The sequence below is a fragment of the Crocosphaera sp. genome (assembly GCF_030064895.1).
GTDB lineage: Bacteria > Cyanobacteriota > Cyanobacteriia > Cyanobacteriales > Microcystaceae > Crocosphaera.
In genome coordinates, this window is sequence record NZ_JASJEB010000001.1 from 77,691 (window position 1) to 98,368 (window position 20,678).

At 35.6% G+C, this 20,678-nt stretch carries 18 protein-coding genes and 1 pseudogene; 10 read left to right on the forward strand and 9 right to left on the reverse strand.

All coding sequences use genetic code 11. From position 1 onward, the window contains the following. Positions 1–18: 18 nt before the first annotated feature. On the reverse strand, positions 19–1,968 hold the full coding sequence (locus QNJ66_RS00395) for a heavy metal translocating P-type ATPase (RefSeq protein ID WP_300501892.1): 1,950 nt from the start codon (positions 1,966–1,968) through the stop codon (positions 19–21). 103 nt (positions 1,969–2,071) lie between these two features. On the opposite strand from QNJ66_RS00395, the gene QNJ66_RS00400 reads away from it, so the two are divergent. Then, on the forward strand, positions 2,072–3,196 hold the full coding sequence (locus tag QNJ66_RS00400; RefSeq protein WP_300501894.1) for a precorrin-8X methylmutase: 1,125 nt from the start codon (positions 2,072–2,074) through the stop codon (positions 3,194–3,196). Positions 3,197–3,265: 69 nt separating this feature from the next. Here the strand turns inward: QNJ66_RS00400 and QNJ66_RS00405 are convergent, their stop codons facing one another. From QNJ66_RS00405 to ahcY, 5 genes are all read right to left on the reverse strand, one after another. Continuing rightward, on the reverse strand, positions 3,266–4,372 hold the full coding sequence (locus tag QNJ66_RS00405) for a DUF3370 family protein (protein ID WP_300501896.1): 1,107 nt from the start codon (positions 4,370–4,372) through the stop codon (positions 3,266–3,268). 339 nt (positions 4,373–4,711) lie between these two features. Further along, complete coding sequence (locus tag QNJ66_RS00410; protein ID WP_300501898.1) at positions 4,712–5,530, reverse strand: methyltransferase domain-containing protein; 819 nt, start codon at positions 5,528–5,530, stop codon at positions 4,712–4,714. Between the two features lie 4 nt (positions 5,531–5,534). Then, positions 5,535–6,275, reverse strand: a complete 741-nt coding sequence (locus tag QNJ66_RS00415; protein WP_300501899.1) for a class I SAM-dependent methyltransferase — start codon at positions 6,273–6,275, stop codon at positions 5,535–5,537. A gap of 251 nt (positions 6,276–6,526) precedes the next feature. Continuing rightward, on the reverse strand, positions 6,527–7,144 hold the full coding sequence (locus QNJ66_RS00420) for an exopolysaccharide biosynthesis protein (protein ID WP_300501901.1): 618 nt from the start codon (positions 7,142–7,144) through the stop codon (positions 6,527–6,529). Between the two features lie 143 nt (positions 7,145–7,287). After that, the gene (ahcY, locus tag QNJ66_RS00425; protein WP_300501902.1) at positions 7,288–8,565 is read right to left on the reverse strand and encodes an adenosylhomocysteinase; all 1,278 of its coding nucleotides are present in this window, start codon (positions 8,563–8,565) and stop codon (positions 7,288–7,290) included. A 327-nt stretch (positions 8,566–8,892) separates the two neighbouring features. Between ahcY and galE the strand changes: the two genes are divergently transcribed. The 3 genes from galE (at position 8,893) to QNJ66_RS00440 (ending at position 10,732) form a co-directional block, all read left to right on the forward strand. Beyond that, entirely contained in the window at positions 8,893–9,897 is a 1,005-nt protein-coding gene (gene galE, locus QNJ66_RS00430) for a UDP-glucose 4-epimerase GalE (protein WP_300501903.1), read from the forward strand. A 42-nt stretch (positions 9,898–9,939) separates the two neighbouring features. Further along, positions 9,940–10,221 (forward strand): hypothetical protein, encoded by a 282-nt coding sequence (locus tag QNJ66_RS00435; RefSeq protein ID WP_300501905.1) that lies wholly within the window; start codon positions 9,940–9,942, stop codon positions 10,219–10,221. Positions 10,222–10,288: 67 nt separating this feature from the next. Next, positions 10,289–10,732: a hypothetical protein gene (locus tag QNJ66_RS00440; RefSeq protein ID WP_300501907.1), complete on the forward strand. Its 444-nt coding sequence runs from the start codon at positions 10,289–10,291 to the stop codon at positions 10,730–10,732. 362 nt (positions 10,733–11,094) lie between these two features. On the opposite strand, the gene QNJ66_RS00445 is transcribed toward QNJ66_RS00440, so the two are convergent. Next, the gene (locus QNJ66_RS00445) at positions 11,095–11,940 is read right to left on the reverse strand and encodes a tetratricopeptide repeat protein (protein ID WP_300501909.1); all 846 of its coding nucleotides are present in this window, start codon (positions 11,938–11,940) and stop codon (positions 11,095–11,097) included. A gap of 148 nt (positions 11,941–12,088) precedes the next feature. On the opposite strand from QNJ66_RS00445, the gene QNJ66_RS00450 reads away from it, so the two are divergent. Further along, a complete protein-coding gene (locus QNJ66_RS00450; RefSeq protein ID WP_300501910.1) occupies positions 12,089–13,303 on the forward strand; it encodes a DUF790 family protein in 1,215 nt (404 codons plus the stop codon). Between the two features lie 44 nt (positions 13,304–13,347). Here the strand turns inward: QNJ66_RS00450 and QNJ66_RS00455 are convergent, their stop codons facing one another. Continuing rightward, positions 13,348–14,382, reverse strand: coding sequence for an ABC transporter substrate-binding protein (locus QNJ66_RS00455; RefSeq protein ID WP_366146265.1), 1,035 nt, complete (start codon positions 14,380–14,382; stop codon positions 13,348–13,350). After that, positions 14,367–14,750 (reverse strand): hypothetical protein, encoded by a 384-nt coding sequence (locus QNJ66_RS00460; protein WP_300501912.1) that lies wholly within the window; start codon positions 14,748–14,750, stop codon positions 14,367–14,369. The genes QNJ66_RS00455 and QNJ66_RS00460 overlap by 16 nt, the downstream gene beginning before the upstream one ends. Positions 14,751–14,894: 144 nt before the next feature. Between QNJ66_RS00460 and QNJ66_RS00465 the strand changes: the two genes are divergently transcribed. From QNJ66_RS00465 to QNJ66_RS00485, 5 genes and pseudogenes are all read left to right on the forward strand, one after another. Then, a complete protein-coding gene (locus QNJ66_RS00465) occupies positions 14,895–17,249 on the forward strand; it encodes an ATP-dependent helicase (protein ID WP_300501971.1) in 2,355 nt (784 codons plus the stop codon). A gap of 209 nt (positions 17,250–17,458) precedes the next feature. Further along, entirely contained in the window at positions 17,459–17,641 is a 183-nt protein-coding gene (locus tag QNJ66_RS00470) for a hypothetical protein (RefSeq protein WP_300501914.1), read from the forward strand. Further along, the gene (locus tag QNJ66_RS00475) at positions 17,641–17,856 is read left to right on the forward strand and encodes a hypothetical protein (protein ID WP_300501915.1); all 216 of its coding nucleotides are present in this window, start codon (positions 17,641–17,643) and stop codon (positions 17,854–17,856) included. Before QNJ66_RS00470 ends, QNJ66_RS00475 begins: the two co-directional genes overlap by 1 nt. A 311-nt stretch (positions 17,857–18,167) precedes the next feature. Beyond that, positions 18,168–19,490, forward strand: coding sequence for an AAA family ATPase (locus QNJ66_RS00480; RefSeq protein WP_300501917.1), 1,323 nt, complete (start codon positions 18,168–18,170; stop codon positions 19,488–19,490). A gap of 84 nt (positions 19,491–19,574) precedes the next feature. Then, positions 19,575–20,636, forward strand: a pseudogene (locus tag QNJ66_RS00485) (tetratricopeptide repeat protein); the annotation flags it as partial. Between the last annotated feature and the right edge of the window lie 42 nt (positions 20,637–20,678).

Sequence of the window (20,678 nt, forward strand, 5' to 3'; positions counted from 1 at the left end):
CTACTTTTTTATGAATACCTAGATTTGGGTTGTAATTTTTGACCCAAGCAATAAACGAAGACCACTTATAGTTACCAAAACTGTAGAGCCTTCATGCCCGATTACCCCTAAAGGCATATTAATATTACCTGTAAAGTTGGCTATCAATAAGAGGAGAATAAAAGACAGAGCAAAAGTTATGTTTTGTTTGATAATACGATTGGCACGACGACCAAGGCTAATTGCCTGAGATATTTTTTCTAGGCGATCGCTCATCAAGATTACATCGGCAGTTTCTAAAGCGACATCATTCCCAGCACCACCCATAGCGATACCTACTGTTGCCATAGCAAGTGCAGGGGCATCGTTAATACCATCTCCTACCATTGCTACATTTTGATATTTTCGCTGTAGCTGTCGAATAACTGTCAATTTATCTTCTGGCAGAAGTTCGGCATGAACCATTTCTATGCCAAGGGATTCAGCAACACTATTAGCAGTAACTTGATTGTCCCCCGTTAGTAAAACTATTTGTTCGATCCCCATTTCTTTTAATTCTTGAATCGATGCTACTGCTTCTAATCGAATAGTGTCAGCAACAGCAATCGAACCTATAACCTTTTCAGCTTCAACCACCCAGACAACAGTTTTTCCCTGTTTTTCCAGCCGTTTATTTATCCGAAGGAATTCCGGGTTTAAATGAGACATTTCTTGACGAATAAAAGCCGCTTTTCCTACCTTAACTGTTTTTCCCCCTACTTCACCGACAATTCCTAAACCCGTTTTTGCTTGTACTTGACTGGCATTTTGCAATTGGAAGTTTTTCTGTAAAGCAGCTTGAGTAATTGCCTTGCCGATAGGATGTTCTGAATGAGATTCTAAGGCCGCAGCTAACTTTAAAACCCGATCGCTCTTTTCTCCTACTACTGAAACAATCTCTGCCACCTCTAATTTTCCCGTAGTTAGAGTACCAGTTTTATCAAAGGCGATCGCTTTTATTTTGCCAATTTTCTCTAATTGTCCTCCATTCTTAAAGAGAATTCCCGCTCTAGCACCACGAGCAATTCCTGATAGCAGAGTAGGCATAATTGCAGCCATCAAAGCGCAGGGAGAAGCGACAACTAAAAATATTAAGGCTCGATAAATTGTTGTTTCCCAGTCCCAACTTAATAAAAACGGTGGTAAAATTGCCAACAATAACCCGACTAACACGATAACTCGTGCATAGCTTCGCTCGAATCGTTCAATAAACTGCTGAGACGGGGGAGCTTCAGTTTGTGCTTTTTCTACTAACCGAATCACTCTTTGAATAAGACTGTTTTCAGGTGGTCGAGCTACTTTTACTTTCAAAGCTCCATTACCGTTAAGGGTACCAGCAAAGACTTCATCTCCAACCTGCTTATCTACAGGAATAGACTCTCCAGTAATTGATGCTTGGTTAACATTCGTCCAACCTTCTATAATAATTCCATCAACAGGAATCAATTCTCCTGGTCTAACTAATACTAAATCTCCTATTTGTAATTTGGTGATCGCAATTTCTTGTTGTCGTTCCTCGTCGATGACTATGGCCGTATTTGGTGCAGTTGCCATTAACGAACTTATATTTCGCTCCGTACGCTCCATGGCAATAGTTTCTAAAGCACCGCTAACTGCAAAAATCAGAATCAACACTCCCCCATCAATTATTAAATAATAGTCTTGTTGCCATAATCCTAAAATAGCTGCCCCTAAAGCAGCCACGATCATGAGCAAATCCACATCTAACTCTCGTTCTTTAAATAGAGTCGTTAATCCGTCTTTTGTGCTTTCATAACCGCCAATTACGTAACCGATGGGAAAAATTAACAAAGCAAGACCAATCCAACCCAGATGAAGACTTAACCAACCCAAAAAGATGAGAATTGCACAAGCAGCAGCAGCAAAAGTGTCTGGATACTTCTGTAAAAGTTGATAGAAAGAGAAGTTAGATAGATATCTTGGAGTCATGGACTGAGAAAATCTGATTACTCTTTCAAGATAAACCTTGACATTAATGTTAAAGTCAAGACAATAAATGGCACTTTGCCAAAAACATCAATAATTGCCTTAAATGTCTACTGAATACTTAACTATTAAAAAACTTACGGAGACAGTAGGAGGAGGAATAACGCCCCGCATGGTGCGTCACTATCATCAAATAGGTTTACTACCCGAAGCCATTAGATCCCCGAGTAACTACCGTCTGTATACCCAAAACCATGTCCAGTATCTACGATGGATTGTGGCACTCAAACAACAAGGATTTCAATTAGAACATATCCGCAAGCTACTAGAAAATCAATCAGAACCAGAAGCAAATGTTACGCTGCTCACTCGACTACAGCAGCATTACTATTCGATTATCCAACAGATAACTCGACTACGACAAACAGCATCAGCATTAGAAAGATTACTAGGGGGCGATCACTCTTGTCAAACTGTTCAAGCAAAGACAATTGCCCAAATAAAGCAGTTGAATGTTGATCCCGTTGAGTTAGAGGATGAGTTAGATCCAATGGATTCTCTTTGGAAAGCTTTTGATGACTCGATACTAGCTCACCCAGAAGCGTTTGAAGAATCTCTAGAAAATCTTTTACCCGATTTATCGGGGCGATCTGAAATTGAAGTTGATTTAATTTCTCAACTGGTACTAGCCTGTGGAGATGTAAGTTTGGTGCATTTTCTCAAAATTAGTAAGCAGGCGATCGCTGCTGCTCGCTCCCAACTAAAATCTGGCTGTCAGATCATTGGAGATGTTCAGGCACTCACTGCTATTTTAGATCGTCCTCGTCTTGCCCATCTCGGATGTCGTGTCGACACCTTAATCGACAATCCGCACATCGTCAGTGCTGCCGAAGCTGAACAAGAATTTTTCCATAGCAAACCTTGGCAACAAAAATTACTCCACCTAGAACCTGGCTGTATTATAGTCGTCGGCTATGCTCCATCTATATTAGTAAGTATCTGTCAAGCAGTAAAAAATAGACAATTAAAACCTGCTTTAGTTATTGGGATGCCCGTTGGCTTTAGTCATGCTCCTGCTGCTAAACGCTTGCTAATGGGTTCTGACGTACCTTTTATTACTATTTCAGGAACTTTTGGGGGCGGATTATTAGCAGGAACGGCATTAAATGCGATCGCTCAATCTACAATTGAAAAGCCAAATTGCCACTGTTACTTAGATGTTGCTGATTGAAAAGTTGATCTTAGTCTCAAGTTTCTTTTTTTATTTTTGTCCAGATACTTTTGTCACCAAAAATGTTGATCAAGTAATCGATTCCAGGATAAGTTGTTGTCCAATAGTAATTAGTCCTGGGATATAGAATTCTAAGGAGATATTAATTGTTGTCGAGGGATTGACTGTAAATGTTTGCAGGGTTTGTGATGGTTCACTGGGGGTATTGAGTACGTCTATGATTCGATTATTAAGACGAATTGGACCATTATAAAGAGAACCCACCGATGCAGAAGTATCGTTAGAAGCAAAAGACAGACGAACATTACGAGGAGAATTAGAAGAATTAGTCAAGGTGATAGTTAGATCATATTTATGACCGTAATTACCAAAAGTCTCAAAAGAAGAGTCTCCCAAACGCATTAAGTAATCAGTAGTTTGTTGCCTCGTATTCAATTCTAAGCCTAAATATGATGGTGTAACGGGAATTTCTGCCGTTATTGTCTCAGACCAGAGGGAATGGCGAGAAATTCCCCCTTCTCGGCCTAGTCGTCCCGTTCCTGGACTGACAATTATTCCCTGGGCTGCAGATCGTTGAGAAAGATTGACCGCATCATTAAAATTCCCAGTGGAGGTAATAACGTTGTAGATAAACACACTATTGCTGGCAGTTAGTTCAAAACGACCATCGACCATATTTTTCGGACTTAACCTAATGCGATCGATTTCAGATGCTTTAGCTGGTTGGATATTAATGCCATTAAAGGATACTCTAGGACTGTTATCAAGCCAGTCTCTGGCAACTTGATAACTTTGTCCTTTGCCTCGTCTGGTGGGGGGAGGGGGAAGGGGAAAATCTCTATTATTTAACATCGAACCACTACCGCTTAAAGTTAGTGTACTATTTCCTGGGTTGGTGGCAAGAAGGTGTAAAAACTTATTTCTGGAGGTTTGGTTAATGTGAAATAAATAGATTGCAAAAGAACCACTAAGATTAGTATATCTTCGACTTCCTCGTTCTCCATCCCTGGAGTTTTGCATCAACCACCCATCGCTAGTAAATTGTTCAGGATTATTACTTTTCCAAATGGGGTTTCCTGAAGGTCTACTGGTTAAAGGGATTAAATCATTTTTCGAGAGAATTTCTGAAGGACTAAGTAAGCCACTTTTCCACTGACTTGAATCAATATCAACCATAATTATCTCTTTGATTTTGATAATGAATAATTATTTTTTCCTAAATTATATAACCTCATCAAATAATATCTTCAATGTATCTAAATATATCAATTTATAAGCTCAATATGTAAAATTTTGTAAATAATTAATCTTAAGAGTTAGGAGTTAGGAGTTGAAGTTTTTTCCATGAGAAAAGAAGGGTTTAAGACTCTTGATTTTGAGTAGTTTTTTATAAATTTCCTTATATCGAACTCAGGTTTATAATAATTTAGCATCAAAATAAAACCCTGTTGCTAGTTTTCTATTCCCTCTCAGAAGTAGCTATATTGCTCGAAGTTTTAATATAAAATTATAATTTTATTTTTCAGCAATAACTGTTAGTGTCATGATCTCATTCCAGATTCCTTTAGGGGTTAATCTTGTTTCTAATTCTTGATAATAATCCAGTTTTGCAGCTTCTAATTTTTCTTTTGAAAGGGTTTGAAAAGGAAAGAGATTATTATTATTAACGGGGAAATTAATCATCATTTGCCATTTATTTTTTACAGTTTCCAAATTAACATAATGACCTAATTGATCTTGATGAATTTCTATGTTTTTGAATCCAACACTTTTGAGAAGATTATAACAAGTTTCTTTTGAACCTATTTTTTTGTGCCAATGGGGAAAATTAATGTTATATTTAGGAGCAATTTTACTCAAGGTATATCCTTCAATAAAAGAAGTTTCTGACCAATAATTAAACCCTATTTTACCTCCCAATTTTAGCCAATCATAACAACGATTTAGAAGATTACTAATATCATTAAACATAACCATGGCAGCACAACAACTTATTCTCTCAAACTTTTGCTTAGGTAATTCTAAATTTTCTATATCTGCTTCTAAAAATTCTAGGTTATTTAAGTTTAAAATTTGGGCTTTTTCTTGGGCTTTTTTTAGCATTAATTCGGCAATATCAACTCCGATAACATAACCATAGTCCCCTACTTTTTTAGAACATTCAACAGCCATTAAACCTGTTCCTGTGGCAATATCTAAGACATTTTGCTGAGGTTTAACATCAAGATAACTTAGTAATAAATCAACCAGTTTCGGATGAAAATCACCTTGATCATAAGTGCCACTACGTTGATTATAAAGATTAGCGATCGCTTGTTGATAAGGAGTTAACATTGGCTTATTTTTGACCTAATAGGAAAACAAAACGATCGCAAAATTCTAAGTTAGATAAACTAGCATATTTTTCTGTCATTTCTATTAATCCTTGCTTAAGTTCTTGATCATTAAATCTAGATAATAAAGACATATAACGATTTTTAACCATATTGAAGTAGTTTTCTTTGGGAATAGAAACAGCATATTCTACAAAATTAACTTTAGTTTTAAACCCAATTTTTTCAAAGATATTAACTAAATCATTATAATTGGGTTGTACAGATTCATAAACAGACAAAGCTTGTTGAAATAAAGGATATTCAATAGTAGGAGGAAGCAAAATAATTAATAATATTCCTTGTTCATTTAATCTATCAAATAATCCTTGTAATAATCTTTCTTTGTCATCTATATGATGAATCATTTCTTTAATTAAAATTTTATCGTATTTTCCTGGTTCATTAGCGAATTCTACAGCATCTTGAACCAGAGGTTGATAAGAACTATTTTTTGGTATTTTTGAGAGCATTTTATCAGAAGGATCAACACAAATTATTTTATTTTCTAATTTTATTTGTGAGGCGATACCTTTACTAAAAATACCTGTTCCACAGCCGAGATCAACTAAATTATCTGTAGATTTTAACTGTAAATTTTCAATGATTTTCTTGCTTAAAAATTCAATAAAATCTGAGGAATTTCCCCAAAAATCGTCGTACTGTCTAGCTAATTTTTGATAATGTTCTTGAATAGAATATTTCATAATATTATCTCTTGAAGTATTTTAATGAGACTTCTCGTACCTTGCAATGACAAGTTATACCAAATCCGTACTCTCAAACCTATCTTATTTTCTAGAAGAGGCAGTGGGTAGGAGGCAGCAGGCAGGAGGTTTTTCAAGTTGTAAGCTATGGAATTTAAAAGGGGGTATAGCAAGGGGATTTAGTATTAGATATGTGGAGAGGGATTTAGCATTGCTAAACCCCTACAGACTGTCAACAATAACAAGTAGTTTTATAAAGCGTCTTTAATAACATCAACTAAGCTAGTTCCTCCCCAAATAGCAACCATAATAATAGAAGTAGAAAGAACAGCAGCAAGACAACAAATAACCAACCCTCCTAAACTAATAAAACCATCGTCTTCTTGTAGTCCAAAAGCCGTTACAAAAATACCGATCGCAGGTAAAGTATTAGTTCCAGGAATAGGAATCATCATAGAAATGGACATTAAAGCGATGGCAACTCCAATAATAATTCTGCCAGGAAAACTGGTACAAATATAGCTCATTCTGGGACGAGTTAAGGCTTCAATTTTTTTTAACCAAGGATTACCTTTTTTAAGAAAAGCTTGGACAGTTGTTAACTTCATTGATCCTTTCATCATTTTTTGAGGAAGCCAAGGAATTTTTGAGCCTGCAATCAGTTGAATAGCCAACAAAAACATCAAAATTCCAAAGGGAATAGAATAACCAGGTGCCGGAACTGGTAAAGCAGAAGGTAAGGCTAGAATGACGAATAAAAAGCCAAAAACCCGTTCTCCAGCTAACTCTAAGATATCAATTAATTTTATATCTGAGGAGCGTTCTTCCTCAAAAAAATAACGATGTAATTCTACTGATAATTTTGCCATAATGGTGTTATTGGAAAATTTAAAAAGATTGAAAATCAATATACCATACAAAAAAGGGGTAGGAATGACCTACCCGAAAATACTTGAAAATTAAAACAAAAACACTAGATACACAGTGTTATTTGCCGTCAGTCTTATTGAAATTAAGTTCCAACAGTCCAAGAATTGATGTATTCTTCTTGATCGGCGGTTAAAGTATCAATTTCAATGCCCATCGCTTTCAGTTTTAAGCGAGCAATGTCTTTATCCACTTCTTGAGGAATATTGTAGATACCGGGTTCTAATTTACCTTTATTCTGTACCAAGTATTCGCAAGCAAGAGCTTGGTTAGCAAAACTCATATCCATTACCGCGCTGGGGTGTCCTTCAGCAGCAGCTAAGTTGATTAAACGACCTTCTCCAAGGACAACAATAGCTTTACCATTGGGTAGAGTATATTTTTGAGTAAAGTTACGAACTTCCTTAACGTCAGAAGCTTTTGCACCCAAAGATTCTAAGTCAATTTCAATATCGAAGTGACCAGAGTTACAAACCATCGCTCCGTCTTTCATAACTTCAAAATGTTCGGGACGGATAACGTGCTTGTTACCGGTTACAGTGATGAAAATATCTCCTTGTTGAGCAGCTTCGGCCATGGGCATAACACGGAAGCCATCCATAGCAGCTTCAATGGCTCTTACAGGGTCAATTTCTGTAACAATTACATTAGCACCGAGGCCACGGGCGCGCATTGCTACCCCTTTACCACACCAACCGTAACCAGCAACTACAGCAACTTTACCAGCTAAGAGGACGTTGGTGGCGCGGATAATACCGTCAAGGGTAGATTGACCGGTTCCGTAGCGGTTATCAAAGAAATGCTTGGTATCAGCATCGTTAACGTTCATGGCAGGGAAGGTGAGAACCCCATCTTTCAGCATCGCTAAGAGGCGAACGATACCGGTGGTGGTTTCTTCGGTGGTACCGATGATATCTTCCATCTGATGTTGACGCTCTTTGATCAAAGTCGCAACCACATCACTACCATCATCAATGATAATGTTGGGGCGATGGTCTAAAGCTATTTGAACATGACTATGATAAGTTGCGTCGTCTTCCCCTTTTTTAGCATAGACAGGGATACCATAATCAGCCACTAAACAAGCAGCTACATCGTCTTGAGTAGATAAAGGGTTACTAGCGATGAGTAATGCGTCTGCACCACCTGCTTTAAGAGCAATTGCTAAACTAGCGGTTTCAGTGGTAACGTGGCAACAAGCGGTCAAACGAATACCAGCAAAAGGCTTTTCTTTAGCAAAACGTTCTTGAATCTGGCGCAACACAGGCATTTCACGAGCAGCCCAGTCAATGCGTTGTCTTCCTTGAGCAGCAAGATTTATGTCTTTGATATCGTATTTAGGTTTTGTTGGGGTTGCAACCATAGGAGGACTTGTCCTTTATTAAATTTACGTACTAAAACTTTAGTTTAGCTTACTTTCAGCCTTTTTCGTTTTTTTCACTTAAAGGAGGAACGTCCTCAGCAGACTGTGCAAGGGTTATATTTTTGGACTTGTTACCATTGATCTCGTCGTTAACAAGCTTGGTGTAATGGGAGTCCTAGAGGCAATATTCAACAATAAACAATGGACAACCAAGATCCTTAATTTTACCTTTTCTTAAGAGGAAAAATGCCCTATCCTGAATTAAGTGAAATTCATGAGGTGTGATGGCCTAGAGCCTTGCCCTTAAATCATTCTCAGGAGTTGCTTGTGTCTGATCCCAAACCCACCGTTTTGGTTACAGGAGGAGCCGGATATATCGGGTCCCATGCTGTTTTATCTTTACAAAAAGCTGGCTACAATGTCATTGTCTATGATAACCTTTCCTATGGCCATCCTGAAATTGTCAAAGATGTTTTAAAGGTTGAATTAATTGTTGGTGATACCAATGATCGCACCCTATTAGATGAGATATTTTCTAGTAGAAATATTGCTGCTGTCATGCACTTTGCTGCTTTTATTGCTGTGGGAGAGTCGGTGAGCAATCCGGCTATTTATTATCAAAATAATGTGGCAGCAACTTTAACTTTATTGGAGGCGATGATAGCTGCTAATATTAATAAGTTTGTCTTTTCTTCTACCTGTGCTATTTATGGGATGCCCCAAGAAGTTCCCATGACAGAAAAGCATCCTAATAGCCCGTTAAATGCTTATGCTTCTAGTAAATATATGGTAGAAAAAATTCTCCAAGATTTTGATCGAGCTTATGACTTAAAGTCTGTTGTATTCCGCTATTTTAACGCTTCAGGGGCTGATACTTCTGGGGATTTAGGGGAAGATCATAACCCAGAAACTCATTTAATTCCTCTCGCTTTATTAACTGCTTTAAAAAAAAGAGATAATCTCTTTATTTTTGGGACAGATTATGAAACACCTGATGGTACTGCTGTTAGAGATTATATCCATGTCAATGATTTAGCATCGGCCCACGTTTTAGGATTGGACTATCTTTTAAATGGAGGTCAAAGTGAAATGTTTAATCTAGGTAATGGCAACGGATTTTCTGTTAGGGAAGTTATTGAAATGGCCAAGAAAGTAACAGGGGTAGATTTTTTGGTTAAAGAAAGCGATCGCCGTCCTGGAGATGCCCCAATCTTAGTAGGAAGCAGTGAAAAAGCTAGAAATATTTTAGGCTGGAAACCTCAATACTTTGAGCTTGAAACCATTGTTAATGATGCTTGGCGATGGCACAAAAAACGTCATGGTCAATCCTAAATATTGAGTTTAAGTTAATAAAAATTAGAAGATTTATCTAAAATGATTCAAAATAATCAAAAATTAGAAACGATTTTAGTACAGATGGGAGAAACTATTATTGCTACTACCGAAACTATGGAAAGTTTAGCTGCAAAAATGGAAAATCTTGTTGAACAAGTGCAGGAACAAGAACAACAAATACAGCAACAAGGTTATCAAATTTTTGCTTTAAGTGAGTCGATCCAAAACCTGGTAGATGCTCAAACAGAGTCTAGAGACCAACTAACACAATTAACTTATTTAATTCATACTTTAGTTAATTGTTTAAATCAGCAAGAATAACACCCCATTTTTAATGTGGGGTCTGATTACAAAACTATTCAAATATTTAAACAATGAGGAACTTGAAATGAGAAATTATTCTCCCAAAAAGTATCTATTTTCTTCCCTATCTTTTCTGCAAATTTTAGTTAACTTATTTTTAATAGGTTGCGCTGAAACTAAAATCTCTCAATGTCGAAAAATTATAATTTTGACCCAGAAAATGGCTGAAGAAAGCGAAAATTATCGTCAAACAGAAGACAGACAGAAAGTTTTACAAGTAGCTGATATTTTTGAAGAAACTTCCCAACAAATGAAACAATTAAAAATTGAAGACGAAAATTTACAAGAATATCAAATTGGTTTTGCTGATATTTATCAAGGAAATGCCGATACAACTCGTCAATTTGTAGCTGCTTTGAATGATAAAGATATTGATAAAGCTAGGTTAATGCAGCAACAGGTTCAACAACTGGGTAAAAAAGAACAAGAGTTGGGAGCAAAAATGAAAGATTATTGTCAAGATAATTAATAATGGATAATGGATAATGTAGAATGACAGAAAAAATTAATTCTATATTGTAGATTCTATATTATTGTCCCATTTTTATTAACTTAGATTATAGATATTTATATTCTAGGAGTTAACATTCCTTAACCCCTACCCAAATGTTTTATAGGGGTCAACGGCCGTTGACCAAACATTGAACATTGAACTGCCGACCCACCTCGAATTCAATTCGAGGTGGAAAGCGGCAGTGCATTCCGCACATTGAACATTTTGGTTTCAAGTCTCTCCCTTTAGGGAGAAAGAAGTTTGGGAGAGGTTTCAAGCCTACTTCCAAACGAATGATAAATGATAAATGAAATGACCCCTACTTTAGGAAATTGATATTATAATAACTCTCTTAACCGTTCATCTTGCCAATAACTATTAAATATTTCGTTATTTTTAGCAAGATCAAGTATGGTATTAGGGGCAATATCAATGGCTTCTAATAAGCAGTTAATCGCTTCATCATTGTTATTTAAAGCTCCATGACAATGACCTTGATAATACCAAGCATATTGATCATTTGGTTCTGCATCTAAGGCTTTTTGATAACAATTAATTCCCTCATCAAAACGGTTTAATTTTTGGAAAATTTTTCCCTTTTGATACCATGACCAATAATCACGGGGTTTAATTAATAAGGCTTTTTCGTAGTTGCTTAAAGCTGTTTCTAACTCTCCTTGATGGCGTAAACAGTCTCCCTTGCGATACCATGACCAATAATCATTCGGTCTGATGGCTAACGCTTGATCATAAGATGCGATCGCTTCGGAATATTTTTCCCACAAACGATACGCTTCGGCGATACGATATTGCGCCCAATAATCGTTAGAATAAATCAATAAAGCCTTTTTGAAACAGTTAATGGCGTTTTGGTACTCTTTTAACTCTTCAAGATGCACACAGCCTTGATCGTACCAAGACCAATAATTATTTGGTTCTATGGTAGCTGCATTTTCGTAGCTGACGACAGCTTCTTCGTAACGTCCTAACTCTTCTAATGTCATACCCTTTTTATACCAAGCCCAATAGTCATTTGGATAATATTCTAAGGCTTTTTCGTAACACATTAACGCTTCCGAGAAAAGTTGGTCCATACGGAATCTATTTCCCTGTTGATACCAACTTTGATAACTGTCGGGACGACATTCTAAAGGACGGTAAATAGTCGCTTTGATCTCTATCATGGCTAGGTCAGGAGATGATACTTGTACTATATGACAATTTATTAAGAATTTATGTAAAACTTACATTGAACAATTCAAAAATAACACAATAGCTTATTAGTTAACAGTGATCAGTTAATTTTGTAGAACTAACTAGATAAAATGTCTTATGTTACCTTCAGATTTATTAATGTATCGTTACAGTGGAGATACTATTATCCCTAAACGTTTACCTTTAAATGATAGCACAATCGGTTTAGCGGCTGAGGAAATTGATTGTTTTTTAAACTGTGTCGATCAAACCCAAAAACAGTTAAATGAAAAATTGTCAGAATTAGAAGGAGATAACCCTAATTATCGGGTAAAAAGAGGGTTGGCACACTTATTAAAAAATCATTTCTCTACCTTTGAAATTGTTAGTCCCCTAGAACCAAAAGAATTAAGAAAAAAAGTATTTAGTCGTTCTGCTGAATCCTTACCTATTCCACAAAATAGACCGAAAATATTGGAAAAAATAGCTAGTTTACTAACAGAAGAATTAAAAAGAGAAGTATTACCCAGTGAAATTGAAAGGGGATTATATGCAGACTTACAAGAAAATAGAATTTTAACCAGCTTTGAACCACCGGAACCAGAAACCTTAATCCATCGCTACAACATCTCACAAATTCAGGGAGTTTTTTACCGTTCTAATTATATTGTTATTAATGCTCATCGTAACGATCCTGGGGAATATAAATTGTTATTTCGTTATTTAAAATTGTTTCAATTAATGGCCTATATTGAAGGTGATGCTGACACAGGTTTTACCATTACTATTGATGGCCCAACCAGTTTATTTAAACCTAGTACCCGTTACGGTTTATCCTTAGCAAAAATGATTCCTGCATTACTTCATGTCAGTAAATGGAGTCTAAAAACCAAGTTACAAACCAAAGATTCTTATACAGGAGGAATCAAAAATAGTTATTTTAATTTAGACGATCATTGTGGTTTAGTAACCCATTATTCTCGCGGAAAAACCTACGATAGTATGTTAGAAGAATCATTTGCAAAACGATGGGAAAAGTTAAAAACTGATTGGAAATTAGAGCGAGAAGTTGACTTAATTCCTATTCCTGGAAGTGTTATGATTCCTGACTTTAGATTAGTGCATCCCGATGGGAGAGATTATTTATTAGAAATTGTGGGTTATTGGCGACCTGAATATTTAAGAAAGAAGTTTTATCAAGTGCAAAATGCTGATAACGATAACATTATTTTAGCTGTTTCTGAACGTTTAAATTTAGAGAAAGCAGGAGTTGATTTTAATGATACTCCCGCAAAAGTTATCTGGTTTAAAGATAAGTTGAATCCTAAAAATGTTTTGTCTTTATTGGAATAAAATTAATGATAAGTTCTATGTAATTTAAAAGTAAAAAACGTAGTTTATTTTAATGGAACAAAATCGAATCCTGTACGGCTTTTTGAACCAGGCGTAATGGTGATTAAAATAGAACCACCATTACGATCGCCGGATGGTAAAAATCTTACTTCATCTGCTGCTCCTTCAACGGAAAAATTAGTACTGGATAGACTTTTTTGAATAGTTTGGCGATCGCTATTTCCTTCTTTTAGAGCGGCCACAATAACCATTGTTGCGTCATAAGCAGAAGCTGTGCGCCAATTTACATCGCCACCCCATATTTGTCTTGCTTGGGTGATAAATCCATTACCATTATCTTCTACTCCTTGAGGGTGCCAGGGAACGGCTAAAACCATCCCTTCTACAGTCTTTTGTCCTTCTTTGAGTGTTTCAAAGGTATAAAGGGAAGCACTTCCTAACAGCAATAAACGATTTTGATTAGCTTGAGCAATACTAATTCCTGCTTTAATATTATTCACCGTTGGAATTAATAATAAACTATCTGCACCTTGAGCGATCGCTTGGTCAACTTTATCTAAAGAATTTAAACTTTTATCGGCTAAATCACAGTTAATTTCTATTACTTTGCCACCATCGGCAAAAATAGCTGAAGTGAATTCTTCTTTTAGGGATATACTATATTCTGCACTGGAATCAAAACAGATAGCAACATTGGTTTTTTTTGCAGTATTAATGAGGTAACGAGATAGTTGATCTGCTTGGAAACGAATACTGGGAACTGTACGAAAAATATAGTCTCCTAATGTAGATATTTTCTTAGCATCACTTGTGGGAGAAATCATCACTAATTGACTATTTTGATATACTGGTCCGGCCCCTAATGTAGCATCACTGGAATTATGACCAACTACTGCTAAAATACTATTATCTTTTACTAATTTTTGGGCAACTTCTGCGGCTATTTCAGGGTTATTATTATCATTAATAATGGCAATTTGTAGAAATTTTCCGTTAATTCCGCCCTGTTCATTAACTTTATTTTGTACTTGGGCAACCCCTCTTAAAATTTCTTTAGCTATGTTTAAATTACCACCAATGGAACTACGGCAATTTTTATAGGGTTGTTTTTTGCAGCTTGAGCATTGTTTAAATAAATGAGGGCTTCTGGATCATTAGGTTGGAGTTGTAGAGAGGTTTTAAATTGGGAGATCGCTTGTGAATAATTTCCTTCTTTAAATGCCTCAATCCCGGCTTTTTTTTGTGGAGTATCATCCTCAGCAATTAATAATTCATTTCCTATACTTACAGTAGATTGATTATTAATGGTTTGTGTTGGTTTTGGACTATTATTTGTGGTAATATTTCCTTCTTTTCCTCTTGTAAAATACCAATAACCTGCTCCTAAAATAGTAGCGGTTATGATTAAAGATAAGATGAGAATTTGGGTTTCTTTTTTTTGAGTCATGGAAGATCAACTAAGTCAGCATTCATAAGTCAGTAGGGACTTAATATTATTAAGCCCTTACCTAAGCATTGCTGCTATTTATTTAGTATAATATAAAATAGAAATTGTTGCTTTAATTAATTAGATTTACCCTTGAAAAATAACATTGATTTAACTTCTAATGAGTCTGTTGCTAACCTGTCAATAAAATTAGAGGAACTGCGGAATAGTTTACGGCCTGGACAACAACAATTAGCCAGTTGGACAGGGGGAAAAATGGCAATTTCTGCGGTTCCTGGGGCGGGGAAATCCCACAGTCTTGCCGTAGCTGCTGCTATGATGATAGCAAAGTATCAACTACACCCTAGAAACCAGTTAATTATTGTTACTTATACTCGCTCTGCTGCTGCTGGAATTAAGGCCAAAATCAAGGAACGTCTCAAGGAGTTAAAGATACCTCAAACGGGGTTTATGGTACAGACTTTACACGGTTTGGCCTTGAATATTGCTACTCGTAACCCTGACTTATCTCAACTGAATTTAGAAACATCAACGGTGATTATTCCTACTCCTAGTCACCGGGTAATTCGTAGTTCCGTTGAAAGGTGGATTAGTGGCAATCCTCGGCGTTATCAACTATTATTAGAAGGTTCAGAATTTGATGGAGAAGAAACGGAAAAATTACGCCGTCAATCTGTGTTAAGAACGGAAGTTTTACCTAAACTTGCTCATACTATTATCCGAGAGGCCAAAAGTTCAGGATTAAGACCAGAAAAAGTGTGGGAATTAAGTCATTATTCCCAGAAACATTATGATATTTTGGCTGTTGCTGCCGGGTTATATGAACAATATCAAACCGTTATGCGATCGCTGGATTTTATTGATTACGATGACATGATTTTAGGGGCGTTAAATGTTCTAGAAAATCAGAAAATTAGACAAGTATGGCAACAACAAATATTTGCAGTATTTGAAGATGAAGCACAAGATTCTAGTCCTTTACAAGAACGATTAATTTCTGCTTTAGCAAGTAAGGAAAATGATTGTAATTTAATTCGTGTGGGTGATCCTAATCAGGCGATTAATTCTACATTTACTCCTGCTGATCCTGTTTATTTTAATTGGTTTTGTGAGATTTGCAAGAGTCAAGATAAATTAGCAGAAATGACTCAAGCTGGACGCAGTAGCAAGATTATTATTGATGCAGCTAACTTTGTTTTAAAATGGGTGAATCAGCAGTGGCAAATTGAAGCTAAAAAACAAGATCAAAAACAGCTTATTTCTGATATTCAAGAAGATAAAAAAGAAGTTATTCCCTTTCGCTTACAAAATATTGAAACCGTTAGCAAAGATGATCCTCAACCTAATGCTAACCCCGAAGCAGTTGGGGAAGGATTAGAACTTTATTATCCCGATGATATTTATCACACAGTTGAATTAATTCGGGAAAGAATTATTGAATTATTAAGCAAAAATCCTGACCATAATGCAGCTATTTTAGTCAGAGAAAATCGTCAAGGACGTTTCCTAGCTGAAAACCTGAAAGATTTACCAAAAAAACATAAAATAAGGGTCTATGAAGTAGGAGAATCAGAAAGATTTTCTCAGATTCCTAGCGAAATTTTAAACCTATTACAATTCATAGATAGACCCCATTCTCCCGACTATCTAAAAAATGCCTTAGAAATATTACAAAATAGGGGTTTAATTCCCTCACAAGACCTCAATATTTTAGCTACTTATCCTGAAAATTTTCTTTATCCTAGTCCCTTAATTCCTGAACAGAAAAAACCAGTATTAGAAGCACGTCGTTATTGTTGTAATCTCCTCCAAGCAAAATTAGAATTACCAGATTATCAACTGATTCCCTTCTTAGGAATGACCTTAAAATATACAGGTGCAGAATTAGCGACAGTTCAGAAACTTTCTGATAGAATTAGTCAAGAATTAATTGGCAAATTTTCTTTAAAAAGTATCTTAAATGTTCTCAGAGAAATCATTAATTCAGAACAGTTTGAAGGGATAGAAGAAGACAGCGAAGAACGTTATACAAGAAAGAATCAAGTAACCATTATTACCATGCACAAATCAAAAGGTTTAGACTGGCATTATGTGTTTCTTCCTTTCCTCCATGAAGACGTTTTACCCGGTAATCCTTGGGTTCCCACTGCTGCAAAATTTTTAGGAGAATTTACTTTAGCAGAAGTATCTCGCGCACAAATTCGTGCTGCGGTTCATCATCAATATATTAACCCAGAAAATCCTTTAATTATTCCTAACCCAGATGATGCGTGGCAAGAAGCACAACAACTGAAAAAAGCCGAAGAATATCGCTTACTTTATGTGGCAATGACTCGTGCAAAACGTCTTTTATGGATGTCTGCTGCAAAAGAAGGCCCCTTTCGTTGGAGTGTTTTTAAAGCAGATACAAGCATTAATTTACAGAGTAAAAAACCTTGTCCTATTTTTCCTATTTTAAGGAAACAATTTCCTAATTCTGTTATTGAATATTTATTTTAAATATAGAATATTCGTTCTTTTTTTCACTGTTATTACACAGAAACGAGGAATCTCATTAACTTATGGTAAAGTTTCTGATGTAATTGATTCTATTTTTGCCAATACTTATTGCTAGAAAGGGGTTTTGTCCTCAAGATACAAACCTTTTTTATCCTTTTAATATGGGATAGTTAGAATGAAATAACTAAAAACCGTCTATAATAGATGGAATGAATGATCCGACCATAGCACAACTCAAACGTTTATACCTGCTAAGTTATACATTAACCAATGTTATGTTTCAACCTATCCATATTATTCGTCTCGATGAACGAGATCAGAATTTATTTATCTTAGCAGGACATCAAGAAAACATTGAAATTGTTATTACCCCGAATGGAGAAGTATTCTAATGAAATCTGTCAATTATACTAATATGACTAATCAAGAACTCAAAAAATATCTGCTTGAACATAAAGACGATAAAGAAGCTTTTTATGCTTATTTAGATCGCAAAAAACAACAACCTAAACAAGTAATGATTGGGATTGATGAGTTAGATTCATTAACTCCTGAACAACAAATTTCATTAATTACTGAACGTCTTCAAGAAAAATTTACACTTTAGCTTTCTTAATCTTGTAAGGTGGGCATTTCAGAAAGTAGGGTGGGTTAGAAGGCTATAATTTAGGTTATTACCAGAAGATAAAAATACTTCGTAACCCACCATCTTAGTGAGCATAAATAGGAAAATATAAACTAAATTTTAGGGTAATATTTCAACAGTTTTGAGAAAAAAGTACAGTCAATTATATATTGAAAATGGTGGGTTACAGCGCAGATAAAAACTTATGATTTTTTCAGAAAAATTGATGCTGCGCCTAACCCACCCTACGGAATGTGTTAGAATATGTCATATAAATTCAAGAATTTTGCATCATGTCTCAAGATTTAATTGCTAACCTTGCTAATGCTTTTGAACCGGTTCCTTTACCTGCTGGTAGTGATTTATATGTAGATTTGACTGAGTTTAGAGCAGATGCAAATATTTATAGAGACTTAGGAAAAAAAATTATACAATCGCCTCAAAATAAACATACTTATCAATTGTATGCTGGACATCGTGGGGGAGGGAAGTCAACGGAGTTATTAAGACTTAAAAAATATCTGGAAGATAAAGGTTGTTTTGTAGTCTATTTTGCCGCAGATCAAGAAGATATTGATCCAGAAGATGCTCAATATACAGATATTTTAATCGCTTGTACTCGTCATCTTCTCGAAGAATTAAAAGAAGCTAATTCTACACCATTAAAAAATTGGTTAAAGGAACGTTGGCAAGATTTGATTGATTTATCCTTAACGAAAATTGAGATAGGAGACGCTACTTTAGAAACGGGAGATTTAATTAAGTATTTTGGAAAGTTGTCTGTTGCTATTCGGGGAATTCCTAGTGAACGACAGAAAATTAGAGAGAAAATTAATCCTCATACCGCTACATTGTTAGATGCTTTAAACGAATTTATTGATAATGAGAAAAAACCTTTGCCTCAAGATAAAAAATTGGTGATGTTGGTGGATAATTTAGATCGCATTGTTCCTATCATGCGCGGAGAAGATAAAAATAATCATGATGAAATTTTCTTGGATCGTGCTGAACAACTAAAAAAATTAAAATGTCATATAGTCTATACTATTCCTATTTCTATGGTCTATTCTAATCGTGCTAATGATTTACGAGAGTCCTACGATGGGGATCTTATGGTATTACCTATGATTCGGGTTTATGATGTTAATAATAATCCTTATGATCCAGGAATTAAGAAAGTTCAGGAAATTATTAGTAAAAGAATTAAGCAATTTTCACCAGATCAAAACTTAGAAAGCGATATATTTGAAAGCAAAGAATTGCTTGATAATTTATGTTTAATGACTGGGGGCCATGTGCGTAATTTGATGTTATTGATGGACTCTGCTTTTAATTATATTGATGATTTACCTATTACAAAAAGAGCAGCACAACGAGCAATTACTCAAGCAAGGGATGTTTACAGGAGAACAGTAGAACATGAACAATGGCCATTATTGGCAAAAGTTCATGAAACCCATCAAATTCAAAACGATCAAGAACATCGTAAACTATTATTTAATCGTTGTGTTTTACAATATAGTTATTACGATGATGATGAGGAGTTGATTAGTTGGTATGACGTGCATCCCCTAATCCTTAAAATTTCTGAGTTTGTTGAACAGTTGAGTAGTTAGCAGTCATCAGTTAAGCAGTTACCAGTTAAGCAATTATCAGTCATCAGTTAGCAGTTAACAGTTAAGTTTATTTCTGATTTTTATATGACAAGTTCATCTAAAAACAACAATTTAATGATTGATTCATCTCCTTCTGAACAGTGGGAAGACGCACCAATAACGCGAGAAGAATCTTATCAAGCGTTGCGACGTTCTTTGCGACGCAAAAAAGGCTTTAATTTATTGTTTGTGCGTTGTTCTCCCATACAAGGAAAGCAAATTATTGAACAAATAAATAAGGATTTACCACAGAAAAAATCTGCTACTCTCAAACTAGATTCAGAAACAGATAATATCTACGAGAAAATTATTAATATTCCTGATTATCAACAGCTTAATATTTTGTTTGTCTGTGGATTAGAAACGGCGTTATTACGGTACGAAGAAGCAGAAAGCGAAGGTTATCAACTGCCTAGTGAAAGTCCTGTTTATGGGGGAACTTGGGCTGGTATTCCGAGAATTTTGGGTTATTTAAACCTCTCCCGTGAACGGTTTTATCAGCAATTTTCCTTTACTATTGTTTTCCTCTTACCAGAATTTGCCTTGCGTTACTTTATCAAACGCGCGCCAGATTTTTTTGATTGGCGATCGGGACTGTATGAATTTCCTACTGATAAAGATACCTTAGAACAGGAAGCTTATCGTATTGTTTATCTGGATAGCGATCTAGAAAAATATAAACAGTTTACTCCACAAGAAAGAGAGGAAAAATTAGCAGAAATTAAAGCTTATTTGACTGACTCCCCTAACCTTGATCCCATCAGAAAATCAGAACTTTGGTTGATAAAAGGTTTAATTCATGCAAAACAAGCAGAATATGAAGCAGCGATCGCATGCTACGACAAAGCATTACAGTTGAAACCAGATTATCATCAAGCTTGGTATAACCGAGGCATAGATTTAGGTAAGTTAGGAAGGTTGGATGAAGCGATCGCATCCTATGACAAAGCATTACAGTTGAAACCAGATTTTCATCAAGCTTGGAATAACCGAGGGAATGCTTTATATGACTTAGGAAGGTTGGATGAAGCGATCGCATCCTACGATAAAGCATTACAGTTGAAACCAGATGAGGAACTATATATTAATAATCGTAATAACGCATTAAAGGAAAAAGAAAATAGATGAAAAAATAAACATTGAGATACA

Bases quoted from the DNA above. Each gene is read 5' to 3' on its own strand.
- QNJ66_RS00470 (WP_300501914.1), top strand. From the start codon at position 17,459: ATGAATGATCCGACCATAGCACAACTCAAACGTTTATACCTGCTAAGT.
- QNJ66_RS00405 (WP_300501896.1), bottom strand. From the start codon at position 4,372: ATGGTTGATATTGATTCAAGTCAGTGGAAAAGTGGCTTACTTAGTCCT.
- QNJ66_RS00435 (WP_300501905.1), top strand. From the start codon at position 9,940: ATGATTCAAAATAATCAAAAATTAGAAACGATTTTAGTACAGATGGGA.
- QNJ66_RS00445 (WP_300501909.1), bottom strand. From the start codon at position 11,940: ATGATAGAGATCAAAGCGACTATTTACCGTCCTTTAGAATGTCGTCCC.
- QNJ66_RS00475 (WP_300501915.1), top strand. From the start codon at position 17,641: ATGAAATCTGTCAATTATACTAATATGACTAATCAAGAACTCAAAAAA.
- ahcY (WP_300501902.1), bottom strand. From the start codon at position 8,565: ATGGTTGCAACCCCAACAAAACCTAAATACGATATCAAAGACATAAAT.
- QNJ66_RS00395 (WP_300501892.1), bottom strand. From the start codon at position 1,968: ATGACTCCAAGATATCTATCTAACTTCTCTTTCTATCAACTTTTACAG.
- QNJ66_RS00450 (WP_300501910.1), top strand. From the start codon at position 12,089: ATGTTACCTTCAGATTTATTAATGTATCGTTACAGTGGAGATACTATT.
- QNJ66_RS00440 (WP_300501907.1), top strand. From the start codon at position 10,289: ATGAGAAATTATTCTCCCAAAAAGTATCTATTTTCTTCCCTATCTTTT.
- QNJ66_RS00480 (WP_300501917.1), top strand. From the start codon at position 18,168: ATGTCTCAAGATTTAATTGCTAACCTTGCTAATGCTTTTGAACCGGTT.
- QNJ66_RS00400 (WP_300501894.1), top strand. From the start codon at position 2,072: ATGTCTACTGAATACTTAACTATTAAAAAACTTACGGAGACAGTAGGA.
- QNJ66_RS00415 (WP_300501899.1), bottom strand. From the start codon at position 6,275: ATGAAATATTCTATTCAAGAACATTATCAAAAATTAGCTAGACAGTAC.
- QNJ66_RS00460 (WP_300501912.1), bottom strand. From the start codon at position 14,750: ATGACTCAAAAAAAAGAAACCCAAATTCTCATCTTATCTTTAATCATA.
- QNJ66_RS00410 (WP_300501898.1), bottom strand. From the start codon at position 5,530: ATGTTAACTCCTTATCAACAAGCGATCGCTAATCTTTATAATCAACGT.
- QNJ66_RS00420 (WP_300501901.1), bottom strand. From the start codon at position 7,144: ATGGCAAAATTATCAGTAGAATTACATCGTTATTTTTTTGAGGAAGAA.